The organism is Anaerocolumna sp. AGMB13020, assembly GCF_033100115.1.
GTDB lineage: Bacteria > Bacillota > Clostridia > Lachnospirales > Lachnospiraceae > Anaerocolumna.
On the sequence record NZ_CP136910.1, the window covers coordinates 1,640,961 to 1,656,078 of the forward strand.

At 38.4% G+C, this 15,118-nt stretch carries 19 protein-coding genes; 16 read left to right on the top strand and 3 right to left on the bottom strand.

All coding sequences use genetic code 11. The features are described from left to right. Positions 1-40 precede the first annotated feature (40 nt). From R2R35_RS06465 to R2R35_RS06490, 6 genes are all read left to right on the top strand, one after another. On the top strand, positions 41-634 hold the full coding sequence (locus tag R2R35_RS06465; RefSeq protein WP_317733691.1) for a TetR/AcrR family transcriptional regulator: 594 nt from the start codon (positions 41-43) through the stop codon (positions 632-634). A gap of 116 nt (positions 635-750) precedes the next feature. Beyond that, positions 751-957, top strand: coding sequence for a hypothetical protein (locus R2R35_RS06470; protein ID WP_317733692.1), 207 nt, complete (start codon positions 751-753; stop codon positions 955-957). A gap of 2 nt (positions 958-959) precedes the next feature. Continuing rightward, positions 960-1,274, top strand: coding sequence for a carboxymuconolactone decarboxylase family protein (locus R2R35_RS06475; RefSeq protein ID WP_317733693.1), 315 nt, complete (start codon positions 960-962; stop codon positions 1,272-1,274). A gap of 38 nt (positions 1,275-1,312) precedes the next feature. Then, positions 1,313-1,555, top strand: a complete 243-nt coding sequence (locus R2R35_RS06480) for a zinc ribbon domain-containing protein (protein ID WP_317733694.1) — start codon at positions 1,313-1,315, stop codon at positions 1,553-1,555. 166 nt (positions 1,556-1,721) lie between these two features. Then, a complete protein-coding gene (locus tag R2R35_RS06485; protein ID WP_317733695.1) occupies positions 1,722-2,186 on the top strand; it encodes a ferritin-like domain-containing protein in 465 nt (154 codons plus the stop codon). Positions 2,187-2,611: 425 nt separating this feature from the next. Next, a complete protein-coding gene (locus R2R35_RS06490) occupies positions 2,612-3,469 on the top strand; it encodes a YitT family protein (RefSeq protein WP_317734754.1) in 858 nt (285 codons plus the stop codon). A 293-nt stretch (positions 3,470-3,762) separates the two neighbouring features. On the opposite strand, the gene R2R35_RS06495 is transcribed toward R2R35_RS06490, so the two are convergent. Then, positions 3,763-4,206 (bottom strand): YbaN family protein, encoded by a 444-nt coding sequence (locus tag R2R35_RS06495; protein WP_317733696.1) that lies wholly within the window; start codon positions 4,204-4,206, stop codon positions 3,763-3,765. A 270-nt stretch (positions 4,207-4,476) separates the two neighbouring features. Further along, positions 4,477-5,232 carry a sulfite exporter TauE/SafE family protein gene (locus tag R2R35_RS06500; protein ID WP_317733697.1) on the bottom strand — a complete coding sequence of 252 codons (756 nt, stop codon included), beginning with the start codon at positions 5,230-5,232 and terminating at the stop codon, positions 4,477-4,479. 233 nt (positions 5,233-5,465) lie between these two features. Between R2R35_RS06500 and R2R35_RS06505 the strand changes: the two genes are divergently transcribed. From R2R35_RS06505 to R2R35_RS06550, 10 genes are all read left to right on the top strand, one after another. After that, positions 5,466-6,176 (top strand): LytR/AlgR family response regulator transcription factor, encoded by a 711-nt coding sequence (locus R2R35_RS06505; protein ID WP_317733698.1) that lies wholly within the window; start codon positions 5,466-5,468, stop codon positions 6,174-6,176. Beyond that, a complete protein-coding gene (locus R2R35_RS06510) occupies positions 6,173-7,462 on the top strand; it encodes an ATP-binding protein (protein WP_317733699.1) in 1,290 nt (429 codons plus the stop codon). Before R2R35_RS06505 ends, R2R35_RS06510 begins: the two co-directional genes overlap by 4 nt. Further along, entirely contained in the window at positions 7,413-8,174 is a 762-nt protein-coding gene (locus R2R35_RS06515; RefSeq protein ID WP_317733700.1) for a YhfC family glutamic-type intramembrane protease, read from the top strand. Before R2R35_RS06510 ends, R2R35_RS06515 begins: the two co-directional genes overlap by 50 nt. Before the next feature lie 97 nt (positions 8,175-8,271). Further along, on the top strand, positions 8,272-8,685 hold the full coding sequence (locus tag R2R35_RS06520) for a DUF3887 domain-containing protein (protein ID WP_317733701.1): 414 nt from the start codon (positions 8,272-8,274) through the stop codon (positions 8,683-8,685). A gap of 193 nt (positions 8,686-8,878) precedes the next feature. Then, positions 8,879-10,372, top strand: coding sequence for an FAD-dependent oxidoreductase (locus R2R35_RS06525; protein ID WP_317733702.1), 1,494 nt, complete (start codon positions 8,879-8,881; stop codon positions 10,370-10,372). Beyond that, positions 10,338-11,255 (top strand): tocopherol cyclase family protein, encoded by a 918-nt coding sequence (locus R2R35_RS06530; RefSeq protein WP_317733703.1) that lies wholly within the window; start codon positions 10,338-10,340, stop codon positions 11,253-11,255. The genes R2R35_RS06525 and R2R35_RS06530 overlap by 35 nt, the downstream gene beginning before the upstream one ends. A gap of 605 nt (positions 11,256-11,860) precedes the next feature. Beyond that, complete coding sequence (locus R2R35_RS06535) at positions 11,861-12,229, top strand: GntR family transcriptional regulator (protein WP_317733704.1); 369 nt, start codon at positions 11,861-11,863, stop codon at positions 12,227-12,229. After that, a complete protein-coding gene (locus R2R35_RS06540) occupies positions 12,226-12,924 on the top strand; it encodes an ABC transporter ATP-binding protein (protein ID WP_317733705.1) in 699 nt (232 codons plus the stop codon). Before R2R35_RS06535 ends, R2R35_RS06540 begins: the two co-directional genes overlap by 4 nt. Next, positions 12,918-13,691, top strand: a complete 774-nt coding sequence (locus R2R35_RS06545) for a hypothetical protein (protein WP_317733706.1) — start codon at positions 12,918-12,920, stop codon at positions 13,689-13,691. Before R2R35_RS06540 ends, R2R35_RS06545 begins: the two co-directional genes overlap by 7 nt. Positions 13,692-13,948: 257 nt before the next feature. Then, positions 13,949-14,344 carry a CPBP family intramembrane glutamic endopeptidase gene (locus R2R35_RS06550; protein WP_317734756.1) on the top strand — a complete coding sequence of 132 codons (396 nt, stop codon included), beginning with the start codon at positions 13,949-13,951 and terminating at the stop codon, positions 14,342-14,344. Positions 14,345-14,528: 184 nt separating this feature from the next. On the opposite strand, the gene R2R35_RS06555 is transcribed toward R2R35_RS06550, so the two are convergent. Continuing rightward, the gene (locus tag R2R35_RS06555) at positions 14,529-14,990 is read right to left on the bottom strand and encodes a hypothetical protein (protein ID WP_317733707.1); all 462 of its coding nucleotides are present in this window, start codon (positions 14,988-14,990) and stop codon (positions 14,529-14,531) included. Between the last annotated feature and the right edge of the window lie 128 nt (positions 14,991-15,118).

Genomic DNA, 15,118 nt, shown 5'->3' on the forward strand with positions numbered 1-15,118 from the left:
TTATACTGACTCCATAGTCAGTGATTGAGAGGTCATCATTTTGAATAAACCAACTGCAAGACAAATAAAAAAAGAACAGACAAAGACATTGCTTCTCAATACAGCCTTCGATCTTTTCTCCAGCCAGGGTTTTCTGGGTACCCGGATGTCGGATATCGCAAAAGCTGCCGGGGTATCACACGGAACAGTGTTTCTTCATTTCAACACCCAGGAAGAATTTATCGCAGAGGTGGTGAATCATTTCTGCAATAAGATAGCCCTCCGTACCCATAAACTGTCTGAGTCCAGCTCCTCCCTTAAGGATTTGCTGTCAGCCCACCTTGACGCAATTTCTGAATACGAAGCTTTCTACACCCGACTGGTGATTGAGAACCGTATGTTATCCCAGGAGGTCAGAGACACCTTCATTATAGCCCAATCAGCCATTTCCCTGCATTTTAGTAAAGTCCTTGAGAAGATTGATACGTCCTCTTTCTCACCTGCCCTTCTCTTTAATATGTGGATTGGACTTATACACCATTATCTCTTAAATGGAGATATCTTTGCACCGGAAGAAAGTGTTATTGCCGCATATAAAGCTACACTGACAGAAACCTTTTCTTCACTACTGATGCAGCAGAATAACAAAATGTGATATTGATTAAAAAGTTACGTTCTTCCCGCATTCCGCTCTGCAAAGGCTATCGGTTAAACCAGATTGGAATTTAATACGGAAATAAAAAAGATCATGTCAGGAGGGAGGAAGGATATATGACGTCCAAAAAAGAAGAACTGTTGAAAGCCAAATGTTGTTATGAGCATCTTGGTGGGACCCTGGGAAACCGGTTATTTAATCGCTTCGTGGAACTTGGCTGGTTCGAGAAGAGCCTTAGCAACCAGAAAGAATTTGAAATTACAGAGCTTGGTATGAAAGAGCTGATAAAACTGGGAGTCGATCCCTTTGAAAGGAGAAAATAATTATGAATAACGTTAATCCCTTTCAGGTATTCCTGAAAGAATCACCTGAAATAGCAGGTGCTTATAATAACCTTCTTGCTACCATAGGAACAGCGGGGGCCTTAGATGATAAGACCAGACAGCTTATCTTTATCGGTATCAAAGCCTCTCAGGGTGATACAGCCGCTGTAACTGCCCACGTACCAATGGCCAGACAAGCCGGTGCCACCAGAGAAGAAATCCGGGATTCCATCATTATGACACTTGCCATCTCCGGTTTCCAGGGAATCAGTCACTGTCTGGTTCCTGCTTTAGAATGTTTTGATTCAATGAACTAAATTAAGCAAAACGTGCTGGCGCACAGATTGGAGCATATATGAAAATTTGTATTTCCTGCGGAATGCCTATGGAGAAAACAGATGATTTTCCTCTACAGGATGAAAGTAAAGATTACTGTATCTATTGCGCAAGACCAGACGGCACACTTCAATCCTACGAGGAAAAGCTTAAGGGTACCACAGAATTTCTTATACGAACGCAAGGAATTCACGAGAAGGCTGCCCATGAGCTTGCAATACGTACATTAAAGAAACTGCCTGCCTGGAAAGGAAGAGAATAATTCCTTTTTCTTATTCGCTTTCCTCTGATATACCTTCATTTCTAACACTTATTTATGCATAAATTTCACAGCTTTACCAAATAATATTTATAAATGAAAGAATAAAGGAGGTATATTATAAGTGAATTCCATTGAAATTTGAATTTCACTTATAATAAAAGACTATATGTTAAATATTTCAGAGAAAGAGCGCTTTCTTATTAAAGATTTACAGGATCAGGAGAAATTGTGTATTGATAAGTACACCAAAAACGAGAACGCCGCAAAAGATACTGAGTTAAAGAATTTATTTAATACCATCAAAAAAGAAGAACAAAAACATTACGATTCCTTAGATCAGCTTCTTAGCGGAACCGTGCCTTCTGGGAATTCTAAGGATTCAGCAGGCAAAGAATATAATCCTACGGCAACTTATGTCGGAAATTTTAATCAGGCCGACAAAGACAATGACACCTTTTTATGTACAGATGCCATCACTACTGAGAAATATGTTGCATCCGCATATAATTTTGATCTTTTCCAGTTTGGTGATTCGAATGTAAGAAAACTCCTAAATGGTATTGAGACAGAGGAACAAAATCATGCAGAAAGAATCTACAAATATAAAACAGTGAATCAAATGACGAATTAAAATGAAGCTGCTGCAGCGTATGATATGTTTCTCGTATGACGGACATAGATATTTATGCAAGGTATTACGCAGATACACATTTGTAATACAATTATCATTTTAAATCCACTGCCGAAAACACATCTTATTATGTGTTTTCGGTTTTTTTTACCTTTCCATAACCAAATCCGTATATCACGGTTGAGATGAAACTATATCCTAATTCTTTCTTTATTCTTATCTTATTTCTTTATTCTCTCTTGACTTTTTATGAGCTTACTATCATACTATTTTAGGGCTTGAACCAATTTAATTACCGGTGAATGAAAGCCTGATTAAATACAAATGATAAATACCGCAGTATTTATCCCCAAACGATAGGCTAGGTGATATGATACCGTTTCAGGATATACTTCTGGGTATTATTTAAGGAGGACCTTGTGGAACTGAAAAAGAAACTCGTTGACAATTTAAAAGAATATCTGCTGATATCTGCTGGTGTGGAATTAGTGGTTTTGGGAGTATATTTCTTTAAATTTCCCAATAATTTTTCCATTGGCGGTGTTACAGGCTTAGCCATTTTATTAAGCAGCCTCTTAGGACCAAAGATCAGCACCAGTACCGTTGTATTTGTAATTAATATGATCCTGCTGGTTGTAGGGTACTTGGTAATAGGCCGGAGCTTTGGTAATAAAACTGCTTACGGAAGCATCTTGATGTCTGCTTCCCTGAGTTTATTAGAATATCTCTTCCCCTTAAAGGGTCCCTTAACCAATGAACCCATGTTAGAACTGGCATTTGCCGTGCTGTTACCGGCAGTAGGTGCTGCTATTCTCTTTAATATTGGAGCTTCAACCGGTGGTACGGACGTTGTTGCCATGATACTTAAAAAATACTCAAATATTGATATCGGAAGATCACTGTTTATTACCGATCTGTTCCTGACACTGGCCTCCTTCCTGATCTTTGATATCACTACAGGCTTATTATCCCTGCTTGGCCTATTAGTGAAATCAACCATGGTAGATACCATTATTGAGAATCTGAATCTTCATAAATATCTGACGATTATATGCAAAGATCCGAAACCCATTTCGGACTTCATTCTAAATACCCTCCACCGCAGTGCTACCATCAGCGATGCCAAAGGAGCCTTCAGTAATCAGGAGAAAAAAATTATCTTTGCCGTAATGAACCGAAGTCAGGCAGTACAGCTAAGGCGTTTTATCAAAGAAACGGAACCCGATGCTTTTATATTGATAACCAATACCAGTGAAATTGTTGGCCGTGGCTTCCGGGCTTAGGAAACTGATTGATTCTAAAATCGATTAAAGATGCAGATAACGAACAAGCTGCCGAGCTTGTGTGCAGCAAAAGTACCATTATGTACGTTTGCTGTATACAAAATCGGCAGCTTGTCTGCTTCTTCCATTGGCCATATTATATATCTTAAACAATCTTCATTGTGGACTCTCGGTGAGATACTAAGACAACAGTTCTGTCCTCACTTTCTTTCAGCAGAGACTTTAAATAATTGCTTCATTCAGACCAAGCTTTTGTTTATCATCATATCGAATATACCTCTTTCATTCTATAATCAAAGCTCTGTATCCTCTTCTACCTTAGCTGTTTCATAATTTTTTCCCGAACTGATAATGCCTTCTTTTGCTGCTATGGTTCTTATACGGGTAAAAAAGTAGATATACTTGAATACAAAAACAATAGCAATAACTATGCGCCCATATATAACTGGTGTAAAATAGAAAGCTAATATCAGCATGAAAGAAGCCGGTACCAGTATAGAAAGCTTAGCTTTCAGGGTCATTGCCCTGTTCTTTACAAAACCGTCCAGGTGCTTTTTGTAAAGCTTCGTAGAACTGAACCACTGGTGAAATCTCTTGGATCCCTTCGCAAAGCAAAAAGATGCCAGCAATAAAAAAGGTGTGGTCGGAAGTACCGGTAGAAGGATACCGATTATTCCAAGCCCCAATGCAAAAAAGCCAAAAATAATAAATAATAGTTTTATTGGATTATATTTCATTTTGACCTCTATTCTTGCGCACGCTCTTTGCGCATACCAAGTTTGTGGCGCGCAAGCACAAACTTGCGGTTGAAAAATTTATTTTCAGCCTAACTCCTGTCTGTGTGCACCATAAGGGCACAGAATATATTTTGCTGCTGCAAAGGTTTCCGTAAAAAGGACAGCGGTTATATTTTATACTCTTTAATGCGTTTACAAGTCTCAGACATCTGTTGATATTTATTAACAAAAAAGGACTCTGCATTTGCAAAAGTCCCTGTATTGGATTTATTATCTTTCAGTTAATATGGTCAGGAACAGCAGTGCCAGAACCACCAGCATAACTGGTTTTACAATTTTATAACCTTTCTTCAGCACAAGTCCTGAGCCAATATAATGACCGGCTATACTAAAGATCGCAGCCGTAAGGCCTAAGAGGAAAACCACCTTGCCATGAAGCAGAAAAGTTACAACCGCCGCAATATTGGAAGAGAGATTTACGATTTTCGTATTGCCGGAGGCCGTCTTAATATCCATTCTGGCCAAAACCGTATAACACAATAGAAGGAAAGTACCTGTTCCGGGACCGTAAAAGCCGTCATAGACAGCAATCACAAAAGAAGCTGTACAAGCTATCAGAAAAGTCAGCTTATCGGATAAGGGTTTTCTGTTATCGTCCGTTTTTTTATTCTTCAGCACAAAAAAAGCCGTAAAGGGCAATACAAACAGCAGCAGATTCTTAATAACACTTTCGCTTACCATAAGTGCCAGGTTAGCACCGAGAAAAGAGCCTGCCAGTGCAAGAATAACAGATACTGCTCCAATTCGGTAGTTTACGGATTTATTCTTTATGTATCTTGCTGTTGAAGCAAAGGTTCCGATACACGAGGAAAGTTTATTGGTTCCCAGGGCATAATGGGGTGGAATTCCTGCAATTAAATAGGCTGGTAATGAAATGAGGCCTCCGCCCCCGGCGATGGAATCAATAACTCCCGCCAGGAATACCAGCGGACAGACAATCAAAAAGGTTATTAAGCTAATCTCCATAGTGTGTACCTGACTTTCAAGTGATAAACTAAACTATACAAGATTCCTTAAGCAATGTCAATTTCCTGCAGTTTGTATTTTATAGTCGCAGATGGTAAAATAAGCGAAAGTATTATCTTAAGCTTACCTTAGACTGAAAACGCCATACCTTAGACCAGATGTATTGCAAATTTTTGGCGGGTACCTATAATATGATTATGGCGCCTGTATAGAAAGGATAATCAAGAAATACCATGATTAGTATAGCAATCTGTGATGATGAAATGAGTGTACTGCAGCATACAAAAAATTTATTAAAGGAGTATCCGGGGAGAGAACTACAGGTTGAGGTCTTTACCAGCGGGGAGTCCCTTCTTAACAGCACCCTGGAATATGAAATCATTCTGTTAGATATCGATATGCAGAAACTAAACGGTATAGAAACAGCACAGCTGATACGGCAGAAGAACAAAAAGGTCAAATTGATCTATGTAACCAATTACAGTGATTACACCGTATTTGCCTTTGCCGTCCATGCCTTTGCCTATCTTCTTAAGCCTCTAAAGCGTGAGGAGTTATACAGGCAATTGGATGAAGCCTTTGAATACATGCAGCTGCCTGCCGATAAACTGTTGGAATTTCACACCACAGACGGAATTATACGTATAAATCCAAATGATATATTTTTTTTCGAATATCTAAACCGTAAGGTGTACTTAAGGTCAGCCCAGGGAACGCATATACTGAAACGTAAGATCACAGAGCTTGCGCTGGAATTACAGGATAAAGGGTTTTTTATGCCCCATAAGAGTTTTGTTGTTAATCTTTATTCGGTTAAGAGCATCAAAGGATACGATATCTATCTGTCAAACGGGCTTACGATTCCTCTTTCACAGAAAAAATCCATGGAATTTCGCAAAGCACTCAATCATTATCTGTCGGAAGGAATGGGATTACGCTTATGATCGAAACATTACTGTATTTTGTCCTTCCCCTGCTTGGAAGTGTTTTCATACTTACCACTATTTTTAATGGCATGAAAAGCATCGGTACTAATATAACCGTCTCTGCATCTAAGAAAAACCTTATCCTGACTGTATATATGTTGATAACTCTCCTGCTTTCCTTTACAGGCAACGGACTGGTCAACCTTATTACATTGCTGTTTATTCCCTTATTAGGCCACTATCTATACAACAGTCTGCGCTTATATGTCATTTATTATACAGGTTTTGTTGTTGCCTTATATCTGACAGATATTCTTTCCATCTTACTCCTGCAGCTGTTGTTTCAGGCGGGGATTATTTACTTAATCAATAAAACAGCCTATTATATGGTCCTTATCATTACCATACGGTTCGTGGAGTTTATGGTGTTAAAGATACTGGTAAATGTAATACGCAGAAGACAGAAGGAGCAGATTACCAGAAGGCAGATGTTCAACTCCTTTCTGCTTCCCATGTTTAGTATCATTAATTTGTTCAGTATGATGTATTTCATGCAGGTCTATCCATCAGAAAGCTCCATCCTTCTCTTTGAGATCAATATCGCTCTTCTTATTGGACTTAATATATACTTTACCAGTGTATTTGATATCATTACCCGGAATACCCATTTGGAAAATGAATTAAATCTCTACGTACAGCAGCAGGTAATCCAGTCCCGTTATTACGAGAATCTGGAACAGAAATATGATAATACAAGAAAGCTGGTCCATGATATCAGAAATCATATTCTGGCAATGGAGCATCTGTATATGGAACAGCAGAATCTCATAGGCTGCCAATACACCAAAGACGTTCATGAGATACTTAATCAGCTGGGACAGAAATATTACACCAGCTGTAAAATCCTAAATATTATACTCAATGACAAGGTGCAGATAATGCAGGCCCACGGCATCGAGGCTGATATTAAGATCTCGGAGGTGGATTTAAGCTTTATCCGGGAGGTGGATATCACCACGTTATTTGCCAATATTCTGGACAATGCCATTGAAGCTGCCGCAGACAGCCAGGATAAACGAATTATTCTTCGTGTTGTTATGGTACATGATTTTATATCCATTAATTTAAAGAATTCCATGTTAACGGAACCTGTAAAAGCAGGTACGGGTTTCCAGTCCACGAAAATCTCACATGAAGGATTGGGACTTAAAAATGTGGAACGAGTAATAACAAATTATAAAGGAGATGTTCAGTATGAGTGGAGGGAACAATATTTTATTACAAGAATTATGCTTGGGCTTTGATGTTTTCCTGTGTTTTGGTATCCCAATTATCGGATTCCTGCTGCTGCGAAAGAAAGCTGACCGTATGTTGAAACCTTTTCTCCTTGGTATGGCAGCTTTTGTGATCAGTCAGATGTTAATTCGAATCCCTTTGCTTCAATATGTGTTGCCGAATTTTCAATGGTTCCTTATGCTTCAGACACAGCCTTACGCATATGGTATTTTTCTTGGAGTGACTGCAGGCATATTTGAAGAAACGGCAAGACTTCTTTTCCTTCAGAAATTCCTGAAAGGAAACACCCGGCTTTGGGACGGCTTATCCTTTGGACTTGGACATGGAGGGATTGAAGCAATCTTATTGGTAGGTATCAATAATTTAACCGCTCTGATACTCTATCCTTTAGGATACCTAAACCTGTCTGATATGAGTTATTTTTCCATATTGCTGGGCGGGATTGAAAGAATTTTTGCAATAGCCTTTCATACCGGTGCCACCCTGGTAGTGCTGCACGGCATAAGGGTTCAAAAATCCGGGAGATATACTTTGCTGGCAATTCTGCTCCACGGTCTCTTAGACAGTATGCTGGTAATTCTGCCGGCAGCTTTTTCCATAAGTACTGCAGGACTTGAGATCTATATTATGGTCGTATCTTTTCTCGTTTTGTTCTTCGGGCTTCGCCTTTTTAAAACAGGAAATAGAGTACAAAAAGCTATATCTGAAAACTGCTTATAACCATGGATGCATTAAAAGGTTCGAAATATACGTTTGAAAAACACATCGTTAAAAGTTAGATTATAAAAAGCGTTTACACGCAGAAATGAGGAATATTATGAAAAAATTAATCTCTGTATTATTGATATCCTTCTTTGTTACTGTTTTACTCGGAGGCTGTTCTTCCAGTAAGTTATCAGATGCTTTTGATAAGGAAACCGTAGAAAAATCAGCAAAGCAGGTAATTGAATATATGAACAATGCCGAATACGACAAGGTAAACCAACTGTTGCAGGAGGACCTGCAAGAGCAGCTGTCAGCTGATGTCTTAAAAGATGCTGTTGATAAGACCTATAGCAATGCCGGTGCTTTTAAAGAATATAAAAACATAGCAATTTTAGGTCAGAAGCTTAAAGCCACAAAAGAGGACTGTGCAGTGGCAGTTGTAGTTGCCAAATATGAAAATCAAAATGTGACTTTTACCCTCAGCTTTAACACAGATATGGAATTAATCGGTTTATTTATGAAATAATATTTATAGTTAATTTACACTTAATGTTATTCACTATCCCTGCAGAAGAAATAATCTGCAGGGATTTTTGCGTAAAGATACTATAACAGATACAGACCGTTAATTCCTATAATTGAAAATACTCTAATGTTTAAAACTTCACAGAAAAGGAAAACCTATCCTAATAATGGTTTATCACAGAAAGGACAGAAATATGCCAAGTAATCGCTTTACTTCAATTTGGGAAAAGGATGTTTCTTTTGAGGCCAGAGAACAATGGCAGGGAGAAGGAAGTGTGAATACAGTTATAATAGGTGGAGGCTTAACAGGCTTACTCACCGGTTATCTCTTAAAGCAAAAAGGTGTTGACTGCATTATTCTTGAGGCCAATGAAACTGCCTCGGGACAGACAAGAAATACAACCGCCAAGATTACCTCTCTTCATGGGCTTATGTATGATCAGCTGATAAAAGATTTTGGTGAAGAGAAAGCAACTCTTTATGCCAAAGCAAATGAAGAAGCCATATCGAAATACGAAAATCTAATAAAAGAGAATTCCATCTCCTGTAATTTTAGCAGGCTTCCTGCTTATGTGTATTCCACCGGCGATATCTCTTCCCTGGAGAAGGAGATAAAAGCTGCGGCTGCCTGTGGCATCCAGGCAGAATATACAGATAAAACCACTCTTCCCTTTCCGGTAAAAGGAGCAATGAAGTTCCCGGAACAAGCACAGTTTCATCCTCTTAAATTCCTCCAGGCTATAGAAAAACCGCTTACGATATATGTAAACTCCAGAGTCATAGGCATTGATAAAGATACCGTTACAACTCTTAATGGTAAAATAAAAGCAAAACATATAATAATGACTTCACATTATCCTTTCCTGATTACGCCGGGATATTATTTTGCCAGAATGCATCAGGAACGATCTTATTGTCTTGGTCTTAAGACCCCTTACCCACTGGATGGAACCTACAAGGAGGATAAGAAAAACGGGTATTCCTTCCGCCGTTATGAAGATTTCTTAATACTTGGTGGCAGCGGTCACAGAACCGGGGAAAATAAAACCGGCGGTCAGTATGAAGCCTTAAGGAGTTTTGCAAGGGAGCATTTTCCCGAGGCTGAGGAGAAATACTGTTGGTCTGCACAGGATTGCCAGACTCTTGATGGAATTCCTTATATCGGTAAGTTTTCAGAACAGACACCCAACTGGTATGTGGCGACTGGTTTTCATAAATGGGGCATGACCACAGCAATGGTGGCTGCCGAATTACTCAGTGATAGGATAACAGGAATAGAAAGTCCCTATGAGGAAGTCTTTACCCCTCAGCGGTTTAAACTGACGGCTTCCATAACCAGCCTTCTTAATGAAACCGGACACAGTGCTGTGGGACTGGTCTTAAAGAAGTTAAAACCTGTCCCTTCCAGTTTATCTGCGATTGAAGAAGGTACCGGACGTGTCATAGAGCTGGAGGGTGAGAAGGTAGGCATATATAAAGATAAGAATAACCAGCTGTTTGCCGTGGATCCCATGTGTCCCCATCTGGGATGCCAGCTGGAATGGAATGAAGAAGAGCAGACCTGGGACTGCCCCTGTCACGGCTCCCGTTTTAATTACGATGGGCAGTTATTGGATGACCCCTCTAACGACTCCATTACAAGGAGGGAATTTCATGAAGAATCTCCTGAAGCAGAAACCATACTTTGAAGGCTGGTATTTTAAACATCAGATAGGTGACGAAATACTGGCATTTATACCCGGTGTCAACAGAGAGTACGGCAGTGAGGCACGTGCCTTTCTGCAGGTAATTGCAGGAAAGAAAGCTTACTGTATCAATTATTCTCAAGAGGATTGCTATATGGACAGAAAAGCCTGCTATATCCGTTTAGGGAAAAATGTCTTTACAAAAGAAGGTATAATGCTGGATATCGATAGCGAGGAGCTGAAACTAAAAGGCAATCTTTTATACCGCCATCCAAAACCCATTGCTTACAGTATTATGGGCTGCTTCCGATATTTTCCTTTCATGGAATGTAAACACGAGATTATCAGTATGAATCATCATTTATCCGGCAGCCTGCAATTAAACAACGAGACCTATAACCTTAAGAAAGGAATAGGATATATAGAAAAAGATTGGGGGCATTCCTTTCCCAGCTCCTATCTATGGCTGCAGTGCAATAATTTCAATTCAGACAACTGCTCTGTATTTCTTTCGATTGCACATATCCCGTTATGGGGAACGGAGTTTACCGGCTGTATCTGTGCCATACACTACAGAGGCCGTGAATACCGTCTTGCCACCTATCTGGGTGTCCGTATTTTAAAAGCTGCTCCTGACCTAATAATCCTAAGACAAGGTGAATATTTCCTTACGATTAAAATAAAGAATACACCGGATATGAATTCCTACGATCTAAATGCACCAAAGAAAGGCAAGATGAACCGTATCATCAAAGAAGCTCATTTGTGTGAAGGTACTTTTCTATTCAAGCGAAAAGAACAAACAGTCTTTCATCTTAAAAGCAGAAATATCAGTTTGGAAGCAGTATCCGATTATGAACGGACTCCTGTACAGGTGTCTCAATAATTTTATGAAAGCTTATTTGCCTGCAATACCTTCCTGCTCCCAAATAACATACCTTCAGACTGGTATGGAAAATTCCAAAATAATCTTCTGCGGCATTTCTTGCAGAATATATGTAATAAGACCGAATTATACCTTATATCGGAAATGGTTTGTACTGTTTCCGATATTTTTTATTTTCCCTTTTATAAGAGCTTATTCTATTTTTATTTATTTTTTTATACCTATATTATTTCTATTGACTATATGAACATTTATAACCAACTTTCGTTATGAATTTTTTGATTAATTTCAAAAACTCTCTGACAAATTCACTAACGAACTTTTCCGATAGATTTCCTTACGAACTTTTCCGATAGATTTCCTTACGACCATTTCCGATGGATTTCCTTACGACCTTTTCTGATGGATTTCCTATCTAACCTTCACAATAAATTTTCTAATAAACTTCTCTGATAAATTTCCAAATAGCCTTTCATGAACATTATTTTATGAATATTTGCTTCCTAAAAATTTTTATATCTATATATTGACAAAGCATTCGCTCTATTGTATTATTGTATTAATTACTTAATACAGTGATACAAACATTAGGAGAGGAGTAAAGAATGGAATGGAATATTGATTCTGAGAGACCCGTTTATCTTCAAATAATCGAACAGATACAAAGAGGGATCATATCCGGTCAAATTGAACCGGGTTCTAAACTCCCTTCTGTCAGGGATTTAGCCGCAGATGCCGGAGTGAATCCTAATACGATGCAAAAGGCCCTGTCAGAACTTGAGCGAATGGAGCTGATATCAACTTACCGCACAAATGGTAAATTTATTACCAACGATACTGCTCTGATTCAGGCTATGAAAGAGTCCGAAGCAGATAACCGTATAAAAGTCTTTTTAAGAGATATGGAGTTTTTGGGTTTCCTTCCGGAGGATATTATCCTCCGGATGCGTAAATATAAGGAGGAGAAAGAATGAATGCTATCTTAGAATGTAAGGGAGTTAACAAGAGTTACTCCGGCTTACGAGTACTTAAGGATATTAATCTTACTCTCGAAAGAGGTAGGATAACCGGTCTCTTAGGACCGAACGGCAGTGGTAAATCAACATTTATCAAGCTGATTAACGGCCTCTTGGTTCCGGATTCGGGGGATCTGCTGATTAACGGCTTTGCACCGGGAATAGAGACCAAAAGATGTGTTTCGTACCTGCCTGAGAGAAATTATCTGGCAGACTGGATGCATATCAAAAATCTGTTGGATCTGTTCCGTGATTTTTATGCTGACTTTGATATACACAAGGCTTTGGAAATGCTAAAGCGATTAAACATTAACCCGGAACTGAAATTAAAGACTTTATCAAAAGGAACAAAAGAAAAGGTTCAGCTAATACTGGTAATGAGCCGTAAGGCAGACCTCTACTGTCTGGATGAACCCATTGGTGGTGTTGACCCTGCTGCCAGAGATTATATACTAAATACGATTATTACCAACTACAATGAGAATGCCACTGTACTGATCTCAACCCATTTGATAGCAGAGGTGGAAAAGGTATTGGATGACGTTATTTTTATCCAGAACGGAAGTGTATTACTTCATTCACCGGTTGATGAAGTACGGAATGATACTGGAAAATCAATTGATTCCTATTTCAGGGAGGTGTACAAATGTTAGGAAAACTTATTAAACAAGAATGGAAAGCAACTATTCGTATTTTGCTTCCCCTCTATATGATTCTGGGATGTACCACGTTGATGACCAGCTTACTGGCCCATTGGGATAATGATTTTAGTAACCTAATTACCGGATTGTCAACCTTTACCTATGGTATCTCTCTCATAATGATTGCCGCAGGAACTACGATCCTTTTATATGTACGCTTTTACAAAAATCTGCTTACCGATGAGGGCTATCTGATGTTCACCCTCCCAGTAAAAACAAATGATCTGGTATTATCCAAATTAATCATATCCTCTTTCCATACTGTTGCCAGCATATTAGCCGTTATATTATCCTTATTGGTCCTTGCATATGCCAGTGGCCATTATGAAACAGTAAGAGCAGGTATAGGCCTTTTTAGAGAGGAACTTGTTCATGAGTCAGGATTAGCCGAACCTCTTTTTATCATAATAGCTGCTGTACTTGTAATTTTCTCTGTAGTCTCCAGTATTGTGCTGGTATATTTCGCAATAGCCTTAGGACAGCTATTTACCAGTCATCGGATAATAGGTGCTTTTGTTTCTTACGGCGCTATTTATGTAGTAATGGAGCTTTTACTATTTGCTATGATGATGGTATTCGTTCTGATTAACGGTCCTGGGTATATAGATGCACCGGATTTTGCCCTTTTCCTGGGTATGACGCTCTTTATATTTATATTAACTGCAGTCTGCTATGTAGGTACCATCAATGTTCTGAAAAAGAAACTAAATCTGGAATAATGCATCAGCACAAAATATTTCAGATGCATACACAGGAGGCTGTTAATGCAATTGTTTGCAAACATCGCCATTAGTTCAATCGTACAGTTTATATTATTATCAATAATCCCCTTCATTTGGTGGATGATTATAGCCAGAAAAGAAAACACCTTTTTTCAATGGATCGGATATAAAAAACTGCATATCTCAGACAAAAAAGATTTTGGTCCATAATAATTATTATAGAAATCGTTTTTTTCAGTGCTTTCTTTGTGATAATGCCTTTGGTCTATGATAATGCCAGCCTTACAACATCACAATTTTATGGTAAGGGAACATCCGCTCTCATTCCTGTCCTGATTTATGCTTTCTTTCAGACATCCTTTAATGAAGAATTATTTTTCCGAGGTTTTCTTGGAAAACGTCTGATTAAAAGATTTGGATTTGCATTTGGTAATACAATGCAAGGGGTTATATTTGGATCTGTTCATGGTATGATGCTCTACTCTTCTGCCGGACTTTTAAAAGCTGTCATTATTACTTTACTTACCGGTGCAATTGGAGTTTGTATGGGTTATGTGTGCGAAAAGCAGGCAGAAGGTTCCCTTGTTCCAAGTTGGTTGATGCATGGAACCTTTAATACCTTGTCCTCATTCTCCGTATTGTTCTTATAATTATATAAGTTGAATTGAGTTTCCTCTCTTTCCAGCCTATTGATGCCTGTATAATCCGGCCTTTCAGCTAAAAGAAGCGGAAACTTAATCCAACTTTATTTTTTTTATATACAGTTACATCTGTCATCTGTTTTCAGAAATCTCATTTTTAATGACAACTATATTATTTCTAAATCTGCAAGCGTCAATGTGTTCCGTTTTCGTTTTTTTCCTCCGGAAGAAGCAGCTTCTCCAGGACATTCTTATATATCAAAACAATCTGTGCATCAATATAACAGTATTTATTTATGAGATACTCATAGGTTTTTTGCAGGAGCACTAAGATTATCAACAGTATTCCAACAATTGTGAACAGTGGATGAAGCCCTAAGGTAACAAGATAAAAAATTGCAGCTATTACATAAACAAGAAATATCATATAAGTCTTTATTATTCTCACCGCTATTACCAGAGATTCATTTAAGCGAGACTGCATTTTCCGGATATCTCCTTTGTCCTTTCTTTCCACTCGTTTATAAATATCCTGATAGATCTCATTGCTGTCAAAAAATTTATCCTTCAAACTTTTCTGACAAACGTAAAAGTATTTGTAATAAATATTTTCCCCAAACTCTCTGCTTATCAGTTTACGAAATATGCTGGCCACCAAAAATACTCCCTCTACTTTCATTTTCTTTCAATTATTATCTGTAATCAAGCGAAATGTAGCCTTGGTAAATTCTGATATTTCCTCCTAAAAAACCCAGTTCTAATATTCACAAAATGTTCATAAAT

Excerpts from the sequence above, each read along its gene's own strand:
- R2R35_RS06470 (WP_317733692.1), top strand. The coding sequence starts at position 751 with ATGACGTCCAAAAAAGAAGAACTGTTGAAAGCCAAATGTTGTTATGAG.
- R2R35_RS06475 (WP_317733693.1), top strand. The coding sequence starts at position 960 with ATGAATAACGTTAATCCCTTTCAGGTATTCCTGAAAGAATCACCTGAA.
- R2R35_RS06480 (WP_317733694.1), top strand. The coding sequence starts at position 1,313 with ATGAAAATTTGTATTTCCTGCGGAATGCCTATGGAGAAAACAGATGAT.
- R2R35_RS06485 (WP_317733695.1), top strand. The coding sequence starts at position 1,722 with ATGTTAAATATTTCAGAGAAAGAGCGCTTTCTTATTAAAGATTTACAG.
- R2R35_RS06495 (WP_317733696.1), bottom strand. The coding sequence starts at position 4,206 with ATGAAATATAATCCAATAAAACTATTATTTATTATTTTTGGCTTTTTT.
- R2R35_RS06500 (WP_317733697.1), bottom strand. The coding sequence starts at position 5,232 with ATGGAGATTAGCTTAATAACCTTTTTGATTGTCTGTCCGCTGGTATTC.
- R2R35_RS06505 (WP_317733698.1), top strand. The coding sequence starts at position 5,466 with ATGATTAGTATAGCAATCTGTGATGATGAAATGAGTGTACTGCAGCAT.
- R2R35_RS06510 (WP_317733699.1), top strand. The coding sequence starts at position 6,173 with ATGATCGAAACATTACTGTATTTTGTCCTTCCCCTGCTTGGAAGTGTT.
- R2R35_RS06515 (WP_317733700.1), top strand. The coding sequence starts at position 7,413 with ATGAGTGGAGGGAACAATATTTTATTACAAGAATTATGCTTGGGCTTT.
- R2R35_RS06520 (WP_317733701.1), top strand. The coding sequence starts at position 8,272 with ATGAAAAAATTAATCTCTGTATTATTGATATCCTTCTTTGTTACTGTT.
- R2R35_RS06525 (WP_317733702.1), top strand. The coding sequence starts at position 8,879 with ATGCCAAGTAATCGCTTTACTTCAATTTGGGAAAAGGATGTTTCTTTT.
- R2R35_RS06530 (WP_317733703.1), top strand. The coding sequence starts at position 10,338 with ATGAAGAATCTCCTGAAGCAGAAACCATACTTTGAAGGCTGGTATTTT.
- R2R35_RS06535 (WP_317733704.1), top strand. The coding sequence starts at position 11,861 with ATGGAATGGAATATTGATTCTGAGAGACCCGTTTATCTTCAAATAATC.
- R2R35_RS06540 (WP_317733705.1), top strand. The coding sequence starts at position 12,226 with ATGAATGCTATCTTAGAATGTAAGGGAGTTAACAAGAGTTACTCCGGC.
- R2R35_RS06545 (WP_317733706.1), top strand. The coding sequence starts at position 12,918 with ATGTTAGGAAAACTTATTAAACAAGAATGGAAAGCAACTATTCGTATT.
- R2R35_RS06550 (WP_317734756.1), top strand. The coding sequence starts at position 13,949 with ATGCCTTTGGTCTATGATAATGCCAGCCTTACAACATCACAATTTTAT.